17 protein-coding genes are annotated in these 16,619 nt (G+C 55.9%); 9 read left to right on the top strand and 8 right to left on the bottom strand.

Annotation, left to right across the window (positions count from 1 at the left end; genetic code table 11):
• Positions 1–20: 20 nt before the first annotated feature.
• Positions 21–1,418, bottom strand: coding sequence for a tetratricopeptide repeat protein (locus PQU98_RS06230; RefSeq protein ID WP_272744043.1), 1,398 nt, complete (start codon positions 1,416–1,418; stop codon positions 21–23).
• Between the two features lie 463 nt (positions 1,419–1,881).
• On the opposite strand from PQU98_RS06230, the gene PQU98_RS06225 reads away from it, so the two are divergent.
• The gene (locus PQU98_RS06225; protein ID WP_272744042.1) at positions 1,882–2,397 is read left to right on the top strand and encodes a GAF domain-containing protein; all 516 of its coding nucleotides are present in this window, start codon (positions 1,882–1,884) and stop codon (positions 2,395–2,397) included.
• Here the strand turns inward: PQU98_RS06225 and PQU98_RS06220 are convergent.
• The gene (locus tag PQU98_RS06220; protein WP_272744041.1) at positions 2,387–3,520 is read right to left on the bottom strand and encodes an FAD-dependent oxidoreductase; all 1,134 of its coding nucleotides are present in this window, start codon (positions 3,518–3,520) and stop codon (positions 2,387–2,389) included. The two genes, PQU98_RS06225 and PQU98_RS06220, sit on opposite strands and share 11 nt — an antisense overlap.
• Positions 3,521–3,723: 203 nt before the next feature.
• On the opposite strand from PQU98_RS06220, the gene ettA reads away from it, so the two are divergent.
• Complete coding sequence (ettA, locus tag PQU98_RS06215; RefSeq protein WP_272744040.1) at positions 3,724–5,391, top strand: energy-dependent translational throttle protein EttA; 1,668 nt, start codon at positions 3,724–3,726, stop codon at positions 5,389–5,391.
• A 189-nt stretch (positions 5,392–5,580) separates the two neighbouring features.
• On the opposite strand, the gene PQU98_RS06210 is transcribed toward ettA, so the two are convergent.
• Positions 5,581–6,276 carry a hypothetical protein gene (locus PQU98_RS06210; protein ID WP_272744039.1) on the bottom strand — a complete coding sequence of 232 codons (696 nt, stop codon included), beginning with the start codon at positions 6,274–6,276 and terminating at the stop codon, positions 5,581–5,583.
• A gap of 282 nt (positions 6,277–6,558) precedes the next feature.
• Between PQU98_RS06210 and PQU98_RS06205 the strand changes: the two genes are divergently transcribed.
• Positions 6,559–7,965, top strand: coding sequence for an FAD-binding oxidoreductase (locus tag PQU98_RS06205; protein WP_272744038.1), 1,407 nt, complete (start codon positions 6,559–6,561; stop codon positions 7,963–7,965).
• Here the strand turns inward: PQU98_RS06205 and PQU98_RS06200 are convergent.
• Positions 7,939–8,625: a GNAT family N-acetyltransferase gene (locus PQU98_RS06200; RefSeq protein ID WP_272744037.1), complete on the bottom strand. Its 687-nt coding sequence runs from the start codon at positions 8,623–8,625 to the stop codon at positions 7,939–7,941. The two genes, PQU98_RS06205 and PQU98_RS06200, sit on opposite strands and share 27 nt — an antisense overlap.
• A gap of 9 nt (positions 8,626–8,634) precedes the next feature.
• A complete protein-coding gene (locus PQU98_RS06195; protein WP_272744036.1) occupies positions 8,635–8,985 on the bottom strand; it encodes a DMT family protein in 351 nt (116 codons plus the stop codon).
• 161 nt (positions 8,986–9,146) lie between these two features.
• On the opposite strand from PQU98_RS06195, the gene PQU98_RS06190 reads away from it, so the two are divergent.
• Positions 9,147–10,793, top strand: coding sequence for an EAL domain-containing protein (locus PQU98_RS06190; protein WP_272744035.1), 1,647 nt, complete (start codon positions 9,147–9,149; stop codon positions 10,791–10,793).
• A 7-nt stretch (positions 10,794–10,800) separates the two neighbouring features.
• Here PQU98_RS06190 and PQU98_RS06185 read toward each other — a convergent pair whose 3' ends face one another.
• The 3 genes from PQU98_RS06185 to ypfJ form a co-directional block, all read right to left on the bottom strand.
• The gene (locus PQU98_RS06185) at positions 10,801–12,609 is read right to left on the bottom strand and encodes a long-chain-acyl-CoA synthetase (protein WP_272744034.1); all 1,809 of its coding nucleotides are present in this window, start codon (positions 12,607–12,609) and stop codon (positions 10,801–10,803) included.
• A gap of 127 nt (positions 12,610–12,736) precedes the next feature.
• On the bottom strand, positions 12,737–13,234 hold the full coding sequence (locus PQU98_RS06180) for a hypothetical protein (RefSeq protein ID WP_272744033.1): 498 nt from the start codon (positions 13,232–13,234) through the stop codon (positions 12,737–12,739).
• A gap of 59 nt (positions 13,235–13,293) precedes the next feature.
• Positions 13,294–14,127 (bottom strand): KPN_02809 family neutral zinc metallopeptidase, encoded by an 834-nt coding sequence (gene ypfJ / locus PQU98_RS06175; protein WP_272744032.1) that lies wholly within the window; start codon positions 14,125–14,127, stop codon positions 13,294–13,296.
• A gap of 166 nt (positions 14,128–14,293) precedes the next feature.
• On the opposite strand from ypfJ, the gene PQU98_RS06170 reads away from it, so the two are divergent.
• The 5 genes from PQU98_RS06170 to rpsG all read left to right on the top strand — a co-directional run bounded on the left by PQU98_RS06170 (position 14,294) and on the right by rpsG (position 16,467).
• Entirely contained in the window at positions 14,294–14,551 is a 258-nt protein-coding gene (locus PQU98_RS06170; RefSeq protein WP_272744031.1) for a ribbon-helix-helix domain-containing protein, read from the top strand.
• Positions 14,548–14,898, top strand: a complete 351-nt coding sequence (locus PQU98_RS06165; protein WP_272744030.1) for a type II toxin-antitoxin system RelE/ParE family toxin — start codon at positions 14,548–14,550, stop codon at positions 14,896–14,898. The genes PQU98_RS06170 and PQU98_RS06165 overlap by 4 nt, the downstream gene beginning before the upstream one ends.
• Positions 14,885–15,355 (top strand): hypothetical protein, encoded by a 471-nt coding sequence (locus PQU98_RS06160; RefSeq protein WP_272744029.1) that lies wholly within the window; start codon positions 14,885–14,887, stop codon positions 15,353–15,355. Before PQU98_RS06165 ends, PQU98_RS06160 begins: the two co-directional genes overlap by 14 nt.
• 254 nt (positions 15,356–15,609) lie before the next feature.
• Positions 15,610–15,981: a 30S ribosomal protein S12 gene (gene rpsL, locus PQU98_RS06155; RefSeq protein ID WP_267527164.1), complete on the top strand. Its 372-nt coding sequence runs from the start codon at positions 15,610–15,612 to the stop codon at positions 15,979–15,981.
• Positions 15,982–15,993: 12 nt separating this feature from the next.
• Entirely contained in the window at positions 15,994–16,467 is a 474-nt protein-coding gene (gene rpsG, locus PQU98_RS06150) for a 30S ribosomal protein S7 (RefSeq protein WP_272744028.1), read from the top strand.
• Positions 16,468–16,619 lie beyond the last annotated feature (152 nt).

The following is a 16,619-nucleotide window of genomic DNA, read 5'->3' as shown; positions in this document are numbered from 1 at the left end:
CGCGGCGCTCCCTCAAAGTCTTATCCGTTCGGATTACGCGATACCTGCTCAAGTATGGCCCGCAGACGCTGGGCCGAGGGGCGGTAGCCACCCATAGCCGAGTCCAGTCGCAGAACCACAGCCGACGCCTTGGACTGATCGGCCACACCCGCCAGACCGAGTGCGAAATAGGTCGACATCGCAAAGCGCGCTTCAGGTGAGCCCTGCTTTTCGGCCTGCTGATACCAGTAGAAGGCGCGCGCATAGTCAGCCGGCACGCCCACCCCTTCGGAATACATGACCGCCAGAGCCAGTTGCGCCTGCGATGAGCCGTTAATCGCCGCCAACTGAATGGCCCGCAGCTTTTCGGCATTGGTCATACGCACCATTTCGGCGCGTCCGGTCGTGGCTTTGCCCAGAATGGCACGCAGGCCGGTCAGGGTATCAGCAGGCACTTCGGACGGGCTGGAATACAGAACCTGCGTTAGATCCAGATAGACGAGGGCGCGTCCGACATGCAGGAACGGTAGTTCTTCCATGCGCACCAGCGCATAATCCTGCGCGTCGGAACGGATGCTTTCATCCGAATGCGGCACGCCGCCGCCGGGAGCTTCGGGCGGGTAGAACTCATAAGGCGCCACCCAGCGCTTGGCCTTACCGACCACGAAGGAGGCGTAGTCCTTACGGTCACCAGCCGAGCGCTCAAAATCCTTCAGCAGGACGTAGGCACCGACATCACCGGTTTCTGTGGCTTTGTAGTTATAAAGATAAGCATCGACGTCCGAGCGCTGAAACAGGCTGCGGACATTGCGGCGGCCATCGTCAGAATTGCGCATCATGGCGCGCACGGCTTCGCGGTTGTCGGCCGGCTCACCCATCGGGCCGTACTGCACATCATAAAGCCGACCCAGGGTGCGGAAACCATCCGCCCCCAGTGTCGATAATATATAGAGAACGCGGTCGCGCACCTTATCGCGCTCGCTCATATCCATCATGGCCAGATTACGATCCAGACGGCGATAGGCGCGTGCCCGCTCGAACGCCCGGCACTTGTCATAGCGCGAGGCCAGCTTCCCGTCATTGGTCAGGATGCGGTTCATCGGCGCGTAGCCTTCCTGATTGGCCAGGGCCATCACCAGCCACACCGAACCCTCGATCGGATCTTCGAGATTTTTATCAGTCGATTTTTCAGCCGCGTAGCGATCCGCCAGTTCAAGCTGAGCGAAGAAATCGTTCTTGAACGCCGCCCGGCGGAAGTAACGGATTTCAAATTCCTGATCGTTGAAACCGGCGTTTTGCATCAGGGCCGGACGCGGGCAGCTATAGCCGCCTTCGTCACCGGGCCCGCCGCGGCCCCACTTCCACCACGGACGGTCGCAGCCACTTAAGGTCAGGCTGACGCAGACAGCCATAAGAGACAACGCGCCGATGCGTGACATTTTACGCCACGTCGGGGTCTTCGTCTCCCTGCGCCCGAAGTTCGCGGCGTGTTTTTCGCCCGTCTCCGGTTGTGTCCCGTCACATTTTGACATCAAAAATCGCCCCGACAGCGTCGGCTTAAAACATGGTTAACGAAACTTGTCGTGAGGATTGCCAAAACTGTCAAGCTTAGTTCCCCCCGAACGACAGCAATTATAAAAGGCGTTGCCGGATTGTCGCGGCTTGGCCAAAAGATTGGTTCGTGCACTTAAAAAACGCCACCCCGGCGCACGTATCAACCCAGTAACAATCATGCTCTAATGCACGATAAAAGGCTAGGGGTAAAGTAGAAAAGCCGTAAAAATTCCGTAGGGTTTGTGGTTAATTAGCCCTGAAATTCCCCTGTGCGTTGAGTGCGGCTGGCGCGTGACAGCCGAATTCTTATATGGGGTGAAGTTAAAATCTGTGCCGGAGTTTTCACCCATGAACCCTGACGTTTCCACTGCATCCAAGCTGTCCAAAGCTGAAACCTATGCCGAGGTCAAGCGTGACATCGAGGCGGTGCTTGAGGGCGAGGCAAATATCGTAGCGCGCATGGCGACCGTCAGTTGTCTGTTGGCTCAGGCCTTCGATTACTATTTCTGGACCGGTTTTTACGTGGTCGATGCGGTGAAAAAGGCCCAAGGCGTTAATGAACTGGTGATCGGGCCTTATCAGGGGACGCTGGGGTGTCTGCGTATCGATTTCAAACGCGGTGTATGCGGGGCGGCGGCGACGCAACGTAAAACGATTATTGTCGAGGATGTCCACGCCTTTCCGGGGCACATTGCCTGCGATTCGCGCTCCAATTCTGAAATCGTGGTGCCGGTGTTTGATGTGTCGGGAGAGTTGATTGCGGTCTTTGATGTTGATTCCGAACACCACGCCTCATTCGATGAAACCGATAAGGCGGGGCTGGAGACCATCATGGCCTCGGTGTTCGCCAAAACTACGATTTAAATACGTCGGTTAGCGTGGCCAGGGAGGCCTTGGCGGCGGCCATATCAGGCTGTTCATTGTCATCATTCCAGCCAAAGCTTTCGTCCGGCCCTAAAGCCTGAACGACAATGCCATCTCTGCGGGCGACCACAAATACGCCCTTACACATGAAGCCATAGTGGACGCCTGCCTGTGGCGGCAGCCACACGATCTGGCCGCGCACAGGCGTGATCGTTTCGTCTTTAAACAGGGTGCGTGCCCCGTAACCCGTGCAGTTGATAATGACCTTTTCTTTCAGTCGGTTAAGATCAGACGGTGCCTCAAACGTCATGGGCACAAACCGGCCACCGGCGATCAGAAAGTCCTCGGTCAACTGATGCGACAGGGCGGCGATGTTGAAGGTCAGCACGCTTCGGCGGCGGACCTGCTCGGCATTAAACCTATGCTGATCGGCCGTGAGGGCGTGTGAGGCGGGCACGATGTCGCCTAAGCGCTGCTCCAGGTACAGAAAGCCGGGATCGACATGAGGGGCGGCATCGGCAGCGGGCGGCCGTGGGTTGCGCAGATAGTAATGATCCATCCACTCAACAGGGTTCCCCGCCAGTCCGACATAGCTTTGGTGCAGACCCCACGACCGTCGCGCCATGTGCTCCCATTGATCCGCAAAGTCCGCCGCGACAGCATCGGTTTTGGCGACGCGCGAATCCGGCGACCAGGTGCCGGTGGCACGCGCCGAGCGCACATCGGGGAAGCGCTCTTTGGCGTAGATGGTAACCTCAGCGCCCGCCCTTTGGGCCGTCAAAGCCGTGGTAAGTCCAATCGCTCCGGCCCCGATGACGGCAATAGATTTGGGACGGTTTTGCATAGCCAGTTTTACCGCCGCTTCGGCTGAGCCCCATGACAGAGACCAGCCCGCACCGCCGTGGCCGTAATTATGCACAATCCGTTTGCGACCCAGATCTTCGGCTTCAATCCGTGGTCCGGCGGCTCTGAACGGGCGCAGGCAGACCGTGGTGCGGAAAATCTCATCTGGCGAAAATCGGATGGGGATCAGGTTTCGGGCGTCCTGAGTTGCGCCGGTGCGGGGCAGAGATGCGGCCACCATTGCCGCCCCAAACCCTGTCAAAATCTTGCGCCGATCCATGCCCTGTCCCTGCTTTATTTACCGTCTGGCGGCGCAATAGACCCCATGACGCCCGCCGCATCAAGCACATTAAGCCTTGAGATTTAACGGCCCCTCAGCTAAACCCGCCGCAATCATAAACCACTATTGTTTTAACGCGCATTTGAATCCGAAAACCGCTTCACACTTTTCGGAATGCGCTCCTAAAAAAGGTGCCCGTAGACATGGCGCAACAGTATATTTTCCAGATGCAGGGGCTGACCAAGCACTTCCCCGGCGGCAAGAAAATCTTCGAGAACATCTGGCTCTCCTTCTATTCCGACGCCAAGATCGGCGTGGTCGGGGTTAACGGGTCGGGTAAATCGACCCTGCTCAAGATCATGGCCGGTCTCGACAAAGAATTCTCCGGTGAGGCCAAGGCCGCCGACGGTACCAAGATGGGCTACCTGCAGCAGGAACCCCATCTGGACGATTCCAAGACCGTCTGGGAAAACGTCATCGACTGGTGCGAAGAAAAAAAGACCTTTGATCGCTTCAACAAGGTCGCCGAACTTATGGGCGAAGAGTACTCCGACGAACTGATGGAGGAAATGAACGCGCTTCAGGAAAAGATCGACGCCGGTGACCTGTGGGATATTGATTCCCGCATTGAAATGGCGATGGACGCCCTGCGCTGTCCGCCTAACGATTCGGGCGTGACCAAGCTGTCGGGTGGTGAAAAGCGCCGGGTAGCACTTGCCCGTCTGCTGCTCTCAAAGCCTGACATGCTGCTGCTCGATGAACCGACCAACCACCTGGATGCGGAATCGGTGGCGTGGCTTCAGCACCACCTTGAGCAGTTTCCGGGCTGCGTGATCCTTGTCACCCACGACCGTTACTTCCTCAATCAGGTCACCAAGTGGACGCTGGAACTCGATCGCGGCAAGGGCCACCCGCACGAAGGCAATTACTCAAGCTGGCTTGAGGCCAAGCAAAAGCGCGTGGTGCAGGAGCAATCGGAATCCGAAGCCCGCCAACGCGCCCTTACCAAGGAACTGGACTGGGTGCGCTCCGGCGCCAAGGCCCGTCAGGCCAAGTCCAAGGCCCGTCTGGCCGCCTATGACGAAATGGTGCGCGAACAGGAAAATTCGCGTCAGGCTCAGTCCTTTGCCACCATCCAGATCCCGCCCGGCCCGCGCCTCGGTAACGTCGTGCTCGAAGTCAACGGCCTTGAGAAGGAATACGGCGATAAGCTGCTGTTCAAGGATCTGACCTTCCGCCTGCCGCCTAACGGTATCGTTGGCGTTATCGGCCCGAACGGTGCCGGTAAATCGACCCTGTTCAAGCTGATCACCGGTCAGGAGCAACCCGACGCCGGGACGCTTCGCCTTGGTGAGACGGTGAAACTGGCCTATGTCGACCAGAGCCGCGACGACCTGAACCCTGAGCACACCGTCTGGCAGGCCATTTCCGGTGGCACCGACGTGATGATTGTCGGCAAGCGCGAAATCAACAGCCGCGCCTATGTCGGTGGCTTTAACTTCAAGGGCGGCGACCAGCAAAAGAAGGTCGGTCTGCTGTCCGGTGGTGAGCGCAACCGCGTCCACCTCGCCAAAACCCTCGCGTCCGGCGGCAATGTCATCCTGCTCGATGAGCCGACCAACGATCTGGATATCGAAACCCTGCAGGCCCTCGAAGAGGCGCTGGAAGAGTTCGCCGGCTGCGCCGTGGTTATCTCCCACGACCGCTGGTTCCTTGACCGTCTGGCAACCCACATCCTTGCCTTTGAAGGCGACAGCCACGTCGAATGGTTCGAAGGCAACTTTGAAATGTACGAGGAAGACAAAAAGCGTCGTCTGGGTACCGACAGCCTGATCCCGCACCGGATCAAGTTCCAGAAGTTCGCCCGTTAACCCTGCTGCGGCGGGCTGCAAAGAACCGTCTTTTTATACGCGCCTTTGCTCGTGTACCCAATGTACACGTCGCGTCAGGTGCTCAAAAGCCAGTCCTTTTCGCCATCCCGCAGCGGGTTATCACGGACAGTTAAGAAAATTCAAGACAGGCGGGGATGGCGACATCCCCGCCTGTTTTGTTTCTCCTCCCTATCGAGCCTTTTGGCGAAGATGGGGAGGTGGCCGCGAAGCGGACGGAGGGGTACCGGCAGCTATTAACCCGGCACTGATACCCAACGCGGCCGCCGCGTAGAGCGCAATCATATCAAATTCATACGGATCGCGCTCAATGGTCATGGCAAAGATATCAAAGACATAAAGTGCGTAGAAACCCGAAAACAGGGCCAGTGTAATGGCTGCATTTTGTACTGTGGCCATCAGGTTCCGGCGCAGAATATGGCGATAAAGCCAGTACCCCCCGCTCAGTCCTGACAGAACCAGTAAAATGCCACGATTGAGCGGCACCTCGTCAGCAAGATCGTAATCGGGTATAAATGCCGATACAAAGGCGTAGGTCAAAATTATAACGACCATAACAATGCGACCTGAAATATAAGGATCTTTATCTATAGCACCGTACTGCGCGGCATAGGCCTCAACACCATAGTCCGTCAGGCCAGATGACGTTTCGCGCACGGGTTCGGCAGTGGTTTTGGTGTCATATGGGAACCAGCCGAAGCAGATCACAGCCGCAATTAACAGGCCCCATAATAAGGCTGAGAACAGCGGAGGCAAAATATGCGGATCGCCATAACTTCTGCTGCTGGGCAAGTATCCAATCTCGCATAAGTATACGAACAGAACAGCAATACCAGCCGTGACCGTTAAACGGATGATTCTCCCCATGACTGTCCCCCTAAAATGCCCCTCAAGGAGCGTAGCATAGCGAGCCAGTCGTTGTTTTCAAGGTTGCTATAGTTGCGGGTTAAACTGGCTTCAGCACCGTTGCCACTAGGCTCGCCCGGTAGAGCCTGCGCTCAAGCAGCGCAGTGGTAGCGCACTAACAATACCCCCTGCACCCGTTAGTTACGAAAGCGCTCGCCGACAGGTTGGCGCTTTTTTTTATGGAAAACGCTTGACTGAAATTATGTTTTGAACAATGTTCAAATTTCGATGATGGGGGATGTCATGTTTAAGCGCCTGTACGTCAAGCTTTTGGTCTGTTTGGTCGTGATATTGCCGTTTCAAATGGCAGCGTCAGCGCAGGAAACTGTCAATGATATTACACAGCTCAACCCAATAATGGTTGAGCGGGTTATAGCACCAACGTCTGTCTTGGAAATCAGTCAGCTAGTGGGCAGTCATAACGGGCCAATTTCCATTGGTGGGGGGCGTTACAGTCAGGGCGGTCAAACCGCGTGTGAAGCCTGCCTGTTTATCGATATGCGCCAGATGAACCGGGATTTGAAGCTCGATCTGGCGCGTAAACAAATAACGGTTGAAGCCGGTATAAGCTGGCGCGCCGTTCAGGAAGTCATTGATCCCGAAAATCTATCGATGCGGATTATGCAGAGCTTTTCCAATTTCACAGTGGGTGGTTCTTTAAGTGTCAATGCGCATGGGCGCTATGTCGGGGAGGGGCCGATTGTACGCTCCGTTGACTCGATAAAGATGGTTTTGGCGGATGGATCGATTGTAATGGCTAGCCGCACCGAAAATCCGCAACTGTTTTTCGGTGCTATCGGAGGCTATGGCGGTTTGGGCGTCATTGTTGAGGCCACACTGAACCTAACTGATAATGTGTCGGTTGAACGCGTAGCGATGCGAATGAAAGTTAAAGATTATAAAGCCTGGTTTTTTGAGAATATTCGCGGATCGAAGACGGCAGTGTTTCATAATGCGACCCTATATCCTAATGAATATAAAGACCTGAATGTTGTCACAATCAGCACAACTTCGAAGCCGGTCGATATTCAGGATCGTCTGGCGCCACCAAACCCGGCGGGTAGTACAAAACGCTCACTTATTGGATGGCTTTCGAACGGTCTTTTCGGCAAACAGGTCAAACAATATATTTACGATCCTGCGATTTATGCAGAACCACGTGTCGCGTGGCGAAACTATGAGGCCAGTCTGGATGTGGGCAGCATAGAGCCTGAATCGCGAGAGAAAACGACTTATGTTTTGCAGGAATACTTTATTCCGGTTGAAAATTTCGATGCGTTTGTACCTCGATTACGTGCCATATTGAATGATCGTAAGGTAAATGTACTTAATGTAGCAATTCGGCATGCCTTGCCAGATCAGGACACCCTGTTGTCGTGGGCGCCGACCGAGGTATTTTCATTTGTTCTTTACTACCAACAAGGCACAACCGAGGCGGATAAACAGGCGGTAGGAGTCTGGACGCGTGAACTTATAGATGCGGCTTTGGATAATGGCGGCCGTTATTACTTGCCTTACCAGATCCATGCAACACGGGAACAGTTTCTGAAAGCCTATGGGCGTGCGCCGGAATATTTTGAACTAAAGCAACGGGTCGATCCGAGTTACAAGTTTCGGAACAAGCTATGGGAGGCTTATTACCGGCCTTAACACCGTCGCCACTAAGCTCGCCCGGTATGTGAATCCCAGCGATTTATAGAGATCAATCGCCACCTGATTGTCGGCATAGGTGTGCAGAAAGGCTGTCTCACCCCGCGCGAGGATGCGGCGGGCAACAGTGCGCATCAGGCCTGCCGCATAGCCGCGGCCGCGAAAGTCAGGATGGGTGCAGACGCCGCTGACTTCGGAAAAACCGTCAATTTTCATGCGCTCGCCGGCCATAGCGACCAGTCGCCCGTTGTGCTTTATCCCGACAAACTGAGCCAGTTCGTGGGTGCGCTCAGCAAACGGGCCGGGCTCAGTCAGGCGGGCCAGAGCCAGCATTTCGGCCCCATCGGTGTGGTTAAGTTCAATCGCCTGAAAATCCTCGCCACCCGCCGTTATGTGTGAGGCCACCATCTGATGTAGCGGGGCGCGCTTAACGACCTCGAATCCCTCTGGGGCCGAAACCGCGCCGCTTTCCACCACCCAAAACCCATCAGGCCCCGGCGTCAAGCCGGCTAAGGGCTCCGGCGATCCGTCAAAGCTGGCGGCAAACGGCCCAAACGCCGGATCAAGCCGTAGCGCCCGATCATGACCGCGTGCCAAATGTGCCCAGCCGGAATTAAGGGCACTCCATACCGGCCGGTCGAGAGGATGAGAAGGTGTCATATCGTTCACTTAGGGCTTGTAAAATATAAACGCGGCGCCTGCTGCGATCAGGGTAAAGCCGATCACGGTCGTCCATTTCAGCGGCTCACCCAGATACCAGACCGAAAACGCTACAAATACCGTCAGCGTAATGACCTCCTGTATCGTTTTTAGCTGTACGGCATTGAACGTACCGTAGCCGATGCGGTTGGCAGGCACCATCAGGCAGTATTCAAAAAACGCGATCCCCCAACTGACCAGAATAACTACCCATAATTTCTCGGTCTTGAACTTCAGGTGGCCATACCAGGCAAAGGTCATAAAGATATTTGACGCGATCAGAAGGCCGATCGTGGTCACGCTGATGGGCAGGTTCGGCATAGGAAATCCTTTGGGTACACGGCGATCTTTGCCAACACACGCGCGCCGCTGTCAATTCTTTGGCCATTAGGAAAATTATAAAGATTAACGGGTATACGATTTAAACTCTGAGTATTAAGGCCGGTCGTGCTACACGACAGGCATGGCAAAAGGCCAGCGGCATGAGTGACAATTACAAGGCCCAGCGGGATAGCTATATTGCCTATTCTCTGGCCGCGGCGGATCTGCTTATCGAGATCGGCCATGACCTCACCGTCAAGTCGGTCGTCGGTGCCGCGCGCACCCTTTTGGGCGCGGATGCCGCGGCCCTCAAAGGTCGTCCCGTTATTGAACTGTTTCAGGCGCACGATCAGGTTTTTGTCGAGCGTAAACTGAAGGATACCCTTCAAAAGGGCCGTATCGACCCGGTCGCTGTTTATCTGAAAGCTGAGGGTAAGGCCCCCATCCTGGTCAATGTCGGGGCCTGTTTTATTCCGTCCCGCCCGGATGATATTCACCTGACCCTCAGTGTGCTTAATCAGGTTCGCCCCGATAATGAAGCCAGTCACGATGGATCGGGGCTGGTGACGGCGGAGCGGTTCAATGAACTGGCGCTTAACATCATTCGTGATGGCGCATCGGGTGCGGCTGATCTGGATATGACCCTGATCAAGCTCAAAGGCCTGACCAAGGTACGCTCAAGCCTGAGCGATGATCTTCAGGCCCAGTTGATGCAGGAAATTGCCGCCGCGCTGCGGGCCAATTCGGTGGGCGGCCAGAGTGCGGCCTTACCCGACGACAGCTTTGGCGTATTGAAGCACAGCCACGATGCGCAGGCCGAAGCGCGGCTGATGGCTGAAATCGATGCCGCCGGTCAGTCGGTCGGGCTGGCCAAGGGCGCTTTGGGGCCCAAGATGATGTCGATCCATCTGGCGACCGGTAGTCTTGATCCGGCGTCGATCAAAAAGGCATTGGCCTATATCACTACGACCTTTGCCAAGACGCCGGACATGGAGCCGCCGACGATCGAAGACAGTCTGGCGGCAGCGATGGATTCGACGGTGGCCGAGTTTTCTTCAATCAAGTCGGTTATTGATAGCTCCGATTTTCTGGTTTTCTATCAGCCGATTGTGAAACTGTATGACCGTAGTGTGCACCATCACGAGGCCCTGCTGCGCCTCAAGGATGGCCGCAATCTTTATGAGACCATCAATTTCTCCGAACAGATCGGCCTGATTCACGATCTGGATCTGGCGGTATGCGCCAAGGTGTTGGCGGCGGTCGAGGCTCACAAGGATGCCGTGGTCGCGGTAAATGTGTCGGGCCAGTCGATTTCAAGCCCGCAGTTCGGCCATGACTTCCGCAAGTTGATCCAGCCCTATCGCGCCCTTAACAAACGCATCATGTTTGAAATTACCGAAACGGGTGAGGTCGAGGATTTCGAGACCGCCCGCCGCTTTATATCCTGGCTGCACCAGATGGGCTTTCGGGTGTGCCTTGATGATTTCGGGTCGGGGGCCGCGTCCTATAACTATCTGCGCCAGTTCGAGGTCGATTTCGTCAAGATCGATGGGCCGTTTCTTAGAGAGGCCGTGAATGATAACCGCCAACGCGCCCTGATCCGTTCAATTGTGTCCTTAAGCCACGAACTGGGCTGTCAGGTTATCGGCGAGATGATCGAAAATCCGGAAATGGATGAGATGGCCCGCCAACTAAGCATTGAGTTCGGGCAAGGCTACCTGTTTGGTCGCCCCAGCCCCGACTTGCCGCTGGCGACCGCATCACCGGTGGCGGCCCGCCGTCAGGGCGTCAGCGAAAGCTGGGGCTAATTAGGGATCACAGCCGGTACGCCCTCGACACTAACCGCGCGTAACAGGCGGCATCGAACGGTTCATAAACCCCGCCGTCTTCCTTCATGACAAATAACGGATCGCTGACCTCGGCCGGATCAAAGCCCACCTTGACCAGATCCATCTTCTTGTACTTGAAGGTGCCGGTGGTCTCGGCCTGTTGCAGCAGGCGTACAAACCGCGGCCGCGCATAGCTCGGCAAACCGGCCAGAACATGCTGGCAGAAGTCTTCGATCCTGAACCCGTCACGAACGATCAGGGCGACCATGCCGGCCTTGCCATCATAGTGGGGCACTTCGACGCCGTAGACGATGGCCTCTTCGACTTCCGGTGCACCGGCGCAAACCTCGCCCACCTCGGAGGTTGAGACGTTTTCGCCCTTAAAGCGGAAGGTGTCGCCGATGCGGTCAACGAAATAGAGATAACCGTCCTTATCCTGCTTCATCAGGTCGCCGGTACGGAACCACATGTCGCCTTTTTTAAAGACGTCGCGCAGGATTTTCTTCTCCGAAGCCGCCTTATCGGCATAGCCTGAGTATGAATGGCGGGCGTCCTGACCAATGATGCCGATAGCTTCGCCGATCTCATCAGGCTTACATTCGATGCACAGGCCCTTGGCGTTGCGTTCCGGCAGTTCCTGTTCGACATCGAACTTGACCAGCCGGATGTTAAAGGCGCTGCGCAGGTAAGGCGGGGCGCGTCCGATAGCCCCGGCCTGACCATCGAAATTGAACAGCGACACATTGCCTTCGGTTGAGCCATAAAATTCGATAATCACCGGAATACGAAAGCGGGCTTTGAACGTCTTCCACACATCGGGGCGCATGCCGTTGCCAAAGACCATCTTCAGGCTGTGGCGGGTTTCATCTTCCGGGGTGGGCGATTCGTGGTTCACCAGATACCGGCACAATTCGCCAATATAGACAAAGTACTGGCAGTTATAGGTGCGGATATCGCTCCAGAACTGGGTGGCGGAAAACCGTGACTTCAGGACAATCGCTGCCCCGTTCATCAAAGCTGCACCTACCCCGCATAGCCCGCCAGTCGAATGGTACAGCGGCAGGGTGATATAGATGCGCTCACCTTCCTTCATGCGCGAAATGCCGGCAAAGGCCTGCATATAAAGCTGGGCGCGCGAGTTGGAAATCTTGGCGGCCTTCGGCAGGCCGGTGGTGCCGGAGGTATAGATATAAAGCGCCGTATCATGGGCGGTCATGTCCTGACGGATCTGGCGATCCGGCCGCACCGACGATACCCCGCGCAGGGCATGATCCAGGCTGCGGATGGTGTCCGTCTCATGATCCTTATCCATCCCCAGCACCCACTCGGTCTGATGGTGGCTAAGCTGGGAGGTTATGTCCTCAAAGGCATGACGGGTGCTCTGGTCAACGATCGTATGGCTGGCGCCGGAGATATTGATGCAGTGGGCTAAGCCTGCGCCGGTCAGGCCATTGTTGATCAGGGCGGTGACCACGCCGACCTTGTTCAGCCCCATCCACACGGCGATATATTCGGCGCGGTTCGGCATAAGCAGGGCCACCGTATCGCCGATCTTGAGGCCGCGTGCCCGCGCCCAGTGGGCATAGCGGTTAGCCATCGCATCCAGATCACGGTAGGTCAGGCTTTTGCCATCAAAGATAATGGCGGACGCGCCGCCGTGGCTGTCAACCACCCGTTCAAAATCATCGCAGACCAGATTGGACGATTTGGGGTCGATCGGCTTGATACGCTTCAGCAGCCGCGCCAGCCGCTTGAGAAAGATAAATTCGCGCTTGATCCCGTCAATCAGGTTCATATCCGGTTTCCGCTAATGCCTGTAGGTACGCGCCCCTTAGCTGTTCACGGGGCTTTTTGTTAAGCTAACATAGCGCGGATTTGGAAATGTCAAAGCAAAAAGTTGCCGTTCGCGGAAACTTTACCGATCAGGGCAGGGGCTGTATCTGGACGGTCACATCGGGCGTCTTGCTGGACGCGATTTGCAGCACATAATCGCCCGGTTGCAGATCATAGCTGACAATTTTGCGGATGCCGGAGCAGTCAGGGCCGTGGCCATGACGGATGGATTTCAGCGGCGTTTTATCCTTGATCAGATCAATCCAGACGCCGCTGGAGGCCGCAACGCCGTAGGTGCCGCTATCTGCGATATGCACCATCATCAGGCCGGAAAAGCTTGCGGTTTCGGACTTACGGCCCGGTTCAGCGGCAAAGGTTACCTGCGGGGTGGCGACCAATGTGGTTTTGTAGGCCTTGCCGGTCTCAAGGAAGGGGGCATTGGCGGCATTAGTGGCGGCATTGACCTCAGCAGGTGTGGGCCAGGTTTCATAGCCCGTGGCGACTACCGGATCAGCCGGGCAGGTGGTTTGGGCCATGACAGAGGGCGCAAACAGGGCAAGGGCGGCAGCTAAATAAAACGAACGCAAGGGGCTATCCTTTGAGGCCTGACGGTTATTAACCGCTCAGAATAAGGGCAAAATAGGGCTTACCCAAACGTATCGCATGAATCGGGATTGCCGGAGTTGTAGCCGGTTTTGAACCACTGCATCCGCTCGGCTGAGGAGCCGTGGGTGAAGCTGTCCGGAACCACATGGCCGGTCGAGCGCTTTTGCAGGGTGTCATCACCGACCGCCGACGCCGCGCGCAGGGCTTCGTCAAGGTCGCCGCTCTCCAGCCAGTTCAGTTGATCGTTCGATTGCCGCGCCCAGATACCGGCATAACAATCGGCCTGAAGCTCCAGCCTGACCGACAGTTTGTTACCTTCGGCCTCGCTTAGGCGGCCTTGGGCGTTTTGCACGCGCGCACTGAGGCCCAGCACGTTCTGGACATGGTGGCCGACTTCGTGACCGATGACATAGGCCTTAGCGAAATCCCCGCCGGCACCCATTTGGGTATCGAGCGTCTGAAAGAAGTTGAGATCAAGATAGACCCGCTCATCGGCCGGGCAGTAAAATGGCCCCATCGCCGCCTGACCGTAGCCGCAGCCGGTCGAGGTGCCTTCGGTATAGAGCACAACGGTTGACGGGCGGTATGAGCGGCCGGAATCCTGAAAAATCCGGCCCCAGACATCATTGGCCGAAGTATGGACGACATCGGCAAACGCGCCTTCTTCGTCCGCGGGCGTGCCCTCGACACCGGCCTGTTGGGTGGGGCCTTGGGCCTGATTAACGATCTGGGTCAGTTGCTGCGGGTCAACCCCAAGGAAATAACCGATCAGGGCGATGACAATCACCCCGATGCCACCGCCACCAGCAATCGCGCCGCCGCTTAAGCCTCTGCGGTCTTCGACGCCACCTCTGCGGCCCAGATCCCATTTCATGCGGTCATCCCCTATGGTTGTTCTATGAAACTATAGGCTCAGATCGCCCTCAAGGCAAAGGGGAAGGGTGTCAGAGTTTGTAAGGGGATTGTTAGTGCTGCGCTCACATGGCCAAGGTTTGACAAGGCTTGGCCATGTGTTAGATTTCAAGCACGGAGAGCTTATCATGAGCACATTGAACATTTCCATGCCCGACGCCATGCGCGACTATGTCGAGCAGCAAGCCAAGGCGGGGCAATATAGCGCCAGCGAATATATCAGGCACCTCATCCGTCAGGATCAGGCTAAGCGGGTGCCGCTTGAGCGCAATCCGCTGTGGGAGCTTTTAGCCATTAGTGCTAAAGAATTGGATGACGGCGAGTTTTCCGACGCTACGGCGGAAAGCATAATTGCTGAGGGACGTGCCCGCAGGAAAGAGGCTTGAGTGCGGGAAAATTTTCGCTTTCGCGGCAAGCGGAACGCGACATTCGCGAAATTGAAGATTACTCAGCCCGCCAGTGGAATGACCAAAAAGCCGCTAACTATGTGAGGGGGCTGTTCGCGGCCTTTGAAAAACTGGCGCAACGGCCCGGCATTGGCCGTGCAAGGCCGGATATTCCGCCGCCTTATCTGGCCTACGCGGTCGGCAGCCATCTGATCATTTACCGCCATAATGCAAAACTTGGGCGTGTCGAAGTTCTCAACGTCTTGCATCCAGCGATGGATATTGAAAAGAGACTGAGTAAGGCGATTAAAGAAGTTCATAAAGGGGATGCAGATGGGACGGATTAAACGTCATATAAACTCATGGGTATTGGGCGTTGTTCCAGTATTTATTGGTTTTAACGCTTTGGCTTGTCAGCCTTGCGGAGAGGCTTTGTCGTTGCCAGACACGATTCATAAAGCTGAAGTGATCGTTATCGGTGAGCGTCGATCTGGGGGAAATGAAGCTTTTGCAGGTGGCCTTGACCGTAAAAACGACTACATAACACTGACCGTATCGAAAGTTCTCAAAGGGCAGGGTGTTCCCGAAGAGATTAGCGTGCGCTCATGGTATGGCATGTGCCCTTATGGAATTGATATTGATAAAAATCAGCCAGCCATTGTCTATCTTCGTAAGGCGGGCACATATTATGTGGCGGTGGACGATGGATGTGCTGAAAAGTTCACGCCGATGCAAGGCGACAAGGTCGTGGTAGACAAAGACAGTATGGCTTTAGCGGATTTCCGCAAACTCTACGGCCTTTAGCGATTCCCACCTTGACGCCCGTTAATCCCTCGGTTATAGCGGCCCATCATTTTTGAGGCTGAGGGATAAAACCCTCTTTCCCAATCCAAATCATGCAGGGCCTGAGTGCCCGCCGTAACCTCCAGAGCGCAGGTTGCGGCTTTTGTGTTTGTCACAAATGTATGTCGGTGAGGGGGCTTTAAAAGCGTAATTTCCAACCGAAGTCCTCCGGCCAAACGGCACAGATTTCAACAGAGCATAGAAGCGAAACCCTAATGCCCACAGTTAACCAGCTTATCCGTAAGCCACGCCACCCCAAGCCAAAGCGCAACAAGGTTCCGGCCCTTAAGGGTTGCCCTCAGCGTCGCGGCGTATGTACGCGCGTTTACACCACGACCCCGAAGAAGCCGAACTCGGCGCTTCGTAAGGTGGCCAAGGTCCGTCTGACCTCGCAAATCGAAGCCGTGTGCTACATCCCCGGTGAAGGCCACAACCTTCAGGAACACTCCGTGGTTCTGATCCGCGGCGGCCGTGTGAAGGATCTTCCCGGCGTCCGTTACCACATCCTGCGCGGCGTGCTCGATACGCAAGGCGTCAAGAACCGTAAGCAACGTCGTTCGCACTACGGTGCGAAGCGTCCTAAGTAAGGATTACACCACATGTCACGTCGTCACCGCGCAGAGAAGCGCGACGTTCTGCCCGATCCCGTATACGGCGATCTGGTTGTCACCAAGTTCATGAACTACGTCATGTACGAAGGCAAAAAGGCTGTGGCTGAAAACATCGTTTACGGTGCTTTCGACATCCTGGTTGCCAAGAAAAAAGACGCAACCGCCATTGAAACCTTCCACGCTGCCCTCGACAACGTAGCGCCTTCGATCGAAGTTCGCTCACGCCGCGTCGGTGGTGCGACCTATCAGGTTCCGGTCGAAGTCCGTGCCGACCGTCGTCGTGCTCTGGCGATCCGTTGGCTGGTAAACGCTGCGCGCAAGCGTGGTGAAAACACCATGACGGAAAAGCTGGCCGGTGAACTGCTGGACGCCTCCAACAACCGCGGTACCGCGGTCAAGAAGCGCGAAGATACCCATAAGATGGCCGAAGCTAACCGCGCCTTCTCGCACTACCGCTGGTAACAAAGCGGACAGGGTGTCATCACCCTGTCAAAAAAGAACTTTAACGCGCGGGTGGTTTGGTTTAAACCGCCCGCGCGCCTTATGGTTCAAGGTCGCCGGGTTTTTTTAGCCTGAAACGACCAATACCCCGAATTTGACCCTTAGTTTGAGGC

It is taken from the genome of Asticcacaulis machinosus, assembly GCF_028550435.1.
In the GTDB taxonomy this organism is placed as follows: Bacteria; Pseudomonadota; Alphaproteobacteria; order Caulobacterales; family Caulobacteraceae; genus Asticcacaulis; species Asticcacaulis machinosus.
Note: the sequence above shows the minus strand (reverse complement) of the source record. Positions and strands in the feature narration are given on the sequence as shown.

What these genes read in the sequence shown, in the direction of transcription:
- PQU98_RS06230 (WP_272744043.1), bottom strand. Translation starts at nt 1,418, where the DNA reads ATGTCACGCATCGGCGCGTTGTCTCTTATGGCTGTCTGCGTCAGCCTG.
- PQU98_RS06210 (WP_272744039.1), bottom strand. Translation starts at nt 6,276, where the DNA reads ATGGGGAGAATCATCCGTTTAACGGTCACGGCTGGTATTGCTGTTCTG.
- PQU98_RS06220 (WP_272744041.1), bottom strand. Translation starts at nt 3,520, where the DNA reads ATGGATCGGCGCAAGATTTTGACAGGGTTTGGGGCGGCAATGGTGGCC.
- PQU98_RS06190 (WP_272744035.1), top strand. Translation starts at nt 9,147, where the DNA reads ATGAGTGACAATTACAAGGCCCAGCGGGATAGCTATATTGCCTATTCT.
- rpsL (WP_267527164.1), top strand. Translation starts at nt 15,610, where the DNA reads ATGCCCACAGTTAACCAGCTTATCCGTAAGCCACGCCACCCCAAGCCA.
- PQU98_RS06170 (WP_272744031.1), top strand. Translation starts at nt 14,294, where the DNA reads ATGAGCACATTGAACATTTCCATGCCCGACGCCATGCGCGACTATGTC.
- PQU98_RS06205 (WP_272744038.1), top strand. Translation starts at nt 6,559, where the DNA reads ATGTTTAAGCGCCTGTACGTCAAGCTTTTGGTCTGTTTGGTCGTGATA.
- ettA (WP_272744040.1), top strand. Translation starts at nt 3,724, where the DNA reads ATGGCGCAACAGTATATTTTCCAGATGCAGGGGCTGACCAAGCACTTC.
- PQU98_RS06160 (WP_272744029.1), top strand. Translation starts at nt 14,885, where the DNA reads ATGGGACGGATTAAACGTCATATAAACTCATGGGTATTGGGCGTTGTT.
- ypfJ (WP_272744032.1), bottom strand. Translation starts at nt 14,127, where the DNA reads ATGAAATGGGATCTGGGCCGCAGAGGTGGCGTCGAAGACCGCAGAGGC.
- PQU98_RS06195 (WP_272744036.1), bottom strand. Translation starts at nt 8,985, where the DNA reads ATGCCGAACCTGCCCATCAGCGTGACCACGATCGGCCTTCTGATCGCG.
- PQU98_RS06185 (WP_272744034.1), bottom strand. Translation starts at nt 12,609, where the DNA reads ATGAACCTGATTGACGGGATCAAGCGCGAATTTATCTTTCTCAAGCGG.
- PQU98_RS06225 (WP_272744042.1), top strand. Translation starts at nt 1,882, where the DNA reads ATGAACCCTGACGTTTCCACTGCATCCAAGCTGTCCAAAGCTGAAACC.
- PQU98_RS06200 (WP_272744037.1), bottom strand. Translation starts at nt 8,625, where the DNA reads ATGACACCTTCTCATCCTCTCGACCGGCCGGTATGGAGTGCCCTTAAT.
- rpsG (WP_272744028.1), top strand. Translation starts at nt 15,994, where the DNA reads ATGTCACGTCGTCACCGCGCAGAGAAGCGCGACGTTCTGCCCGATCCC.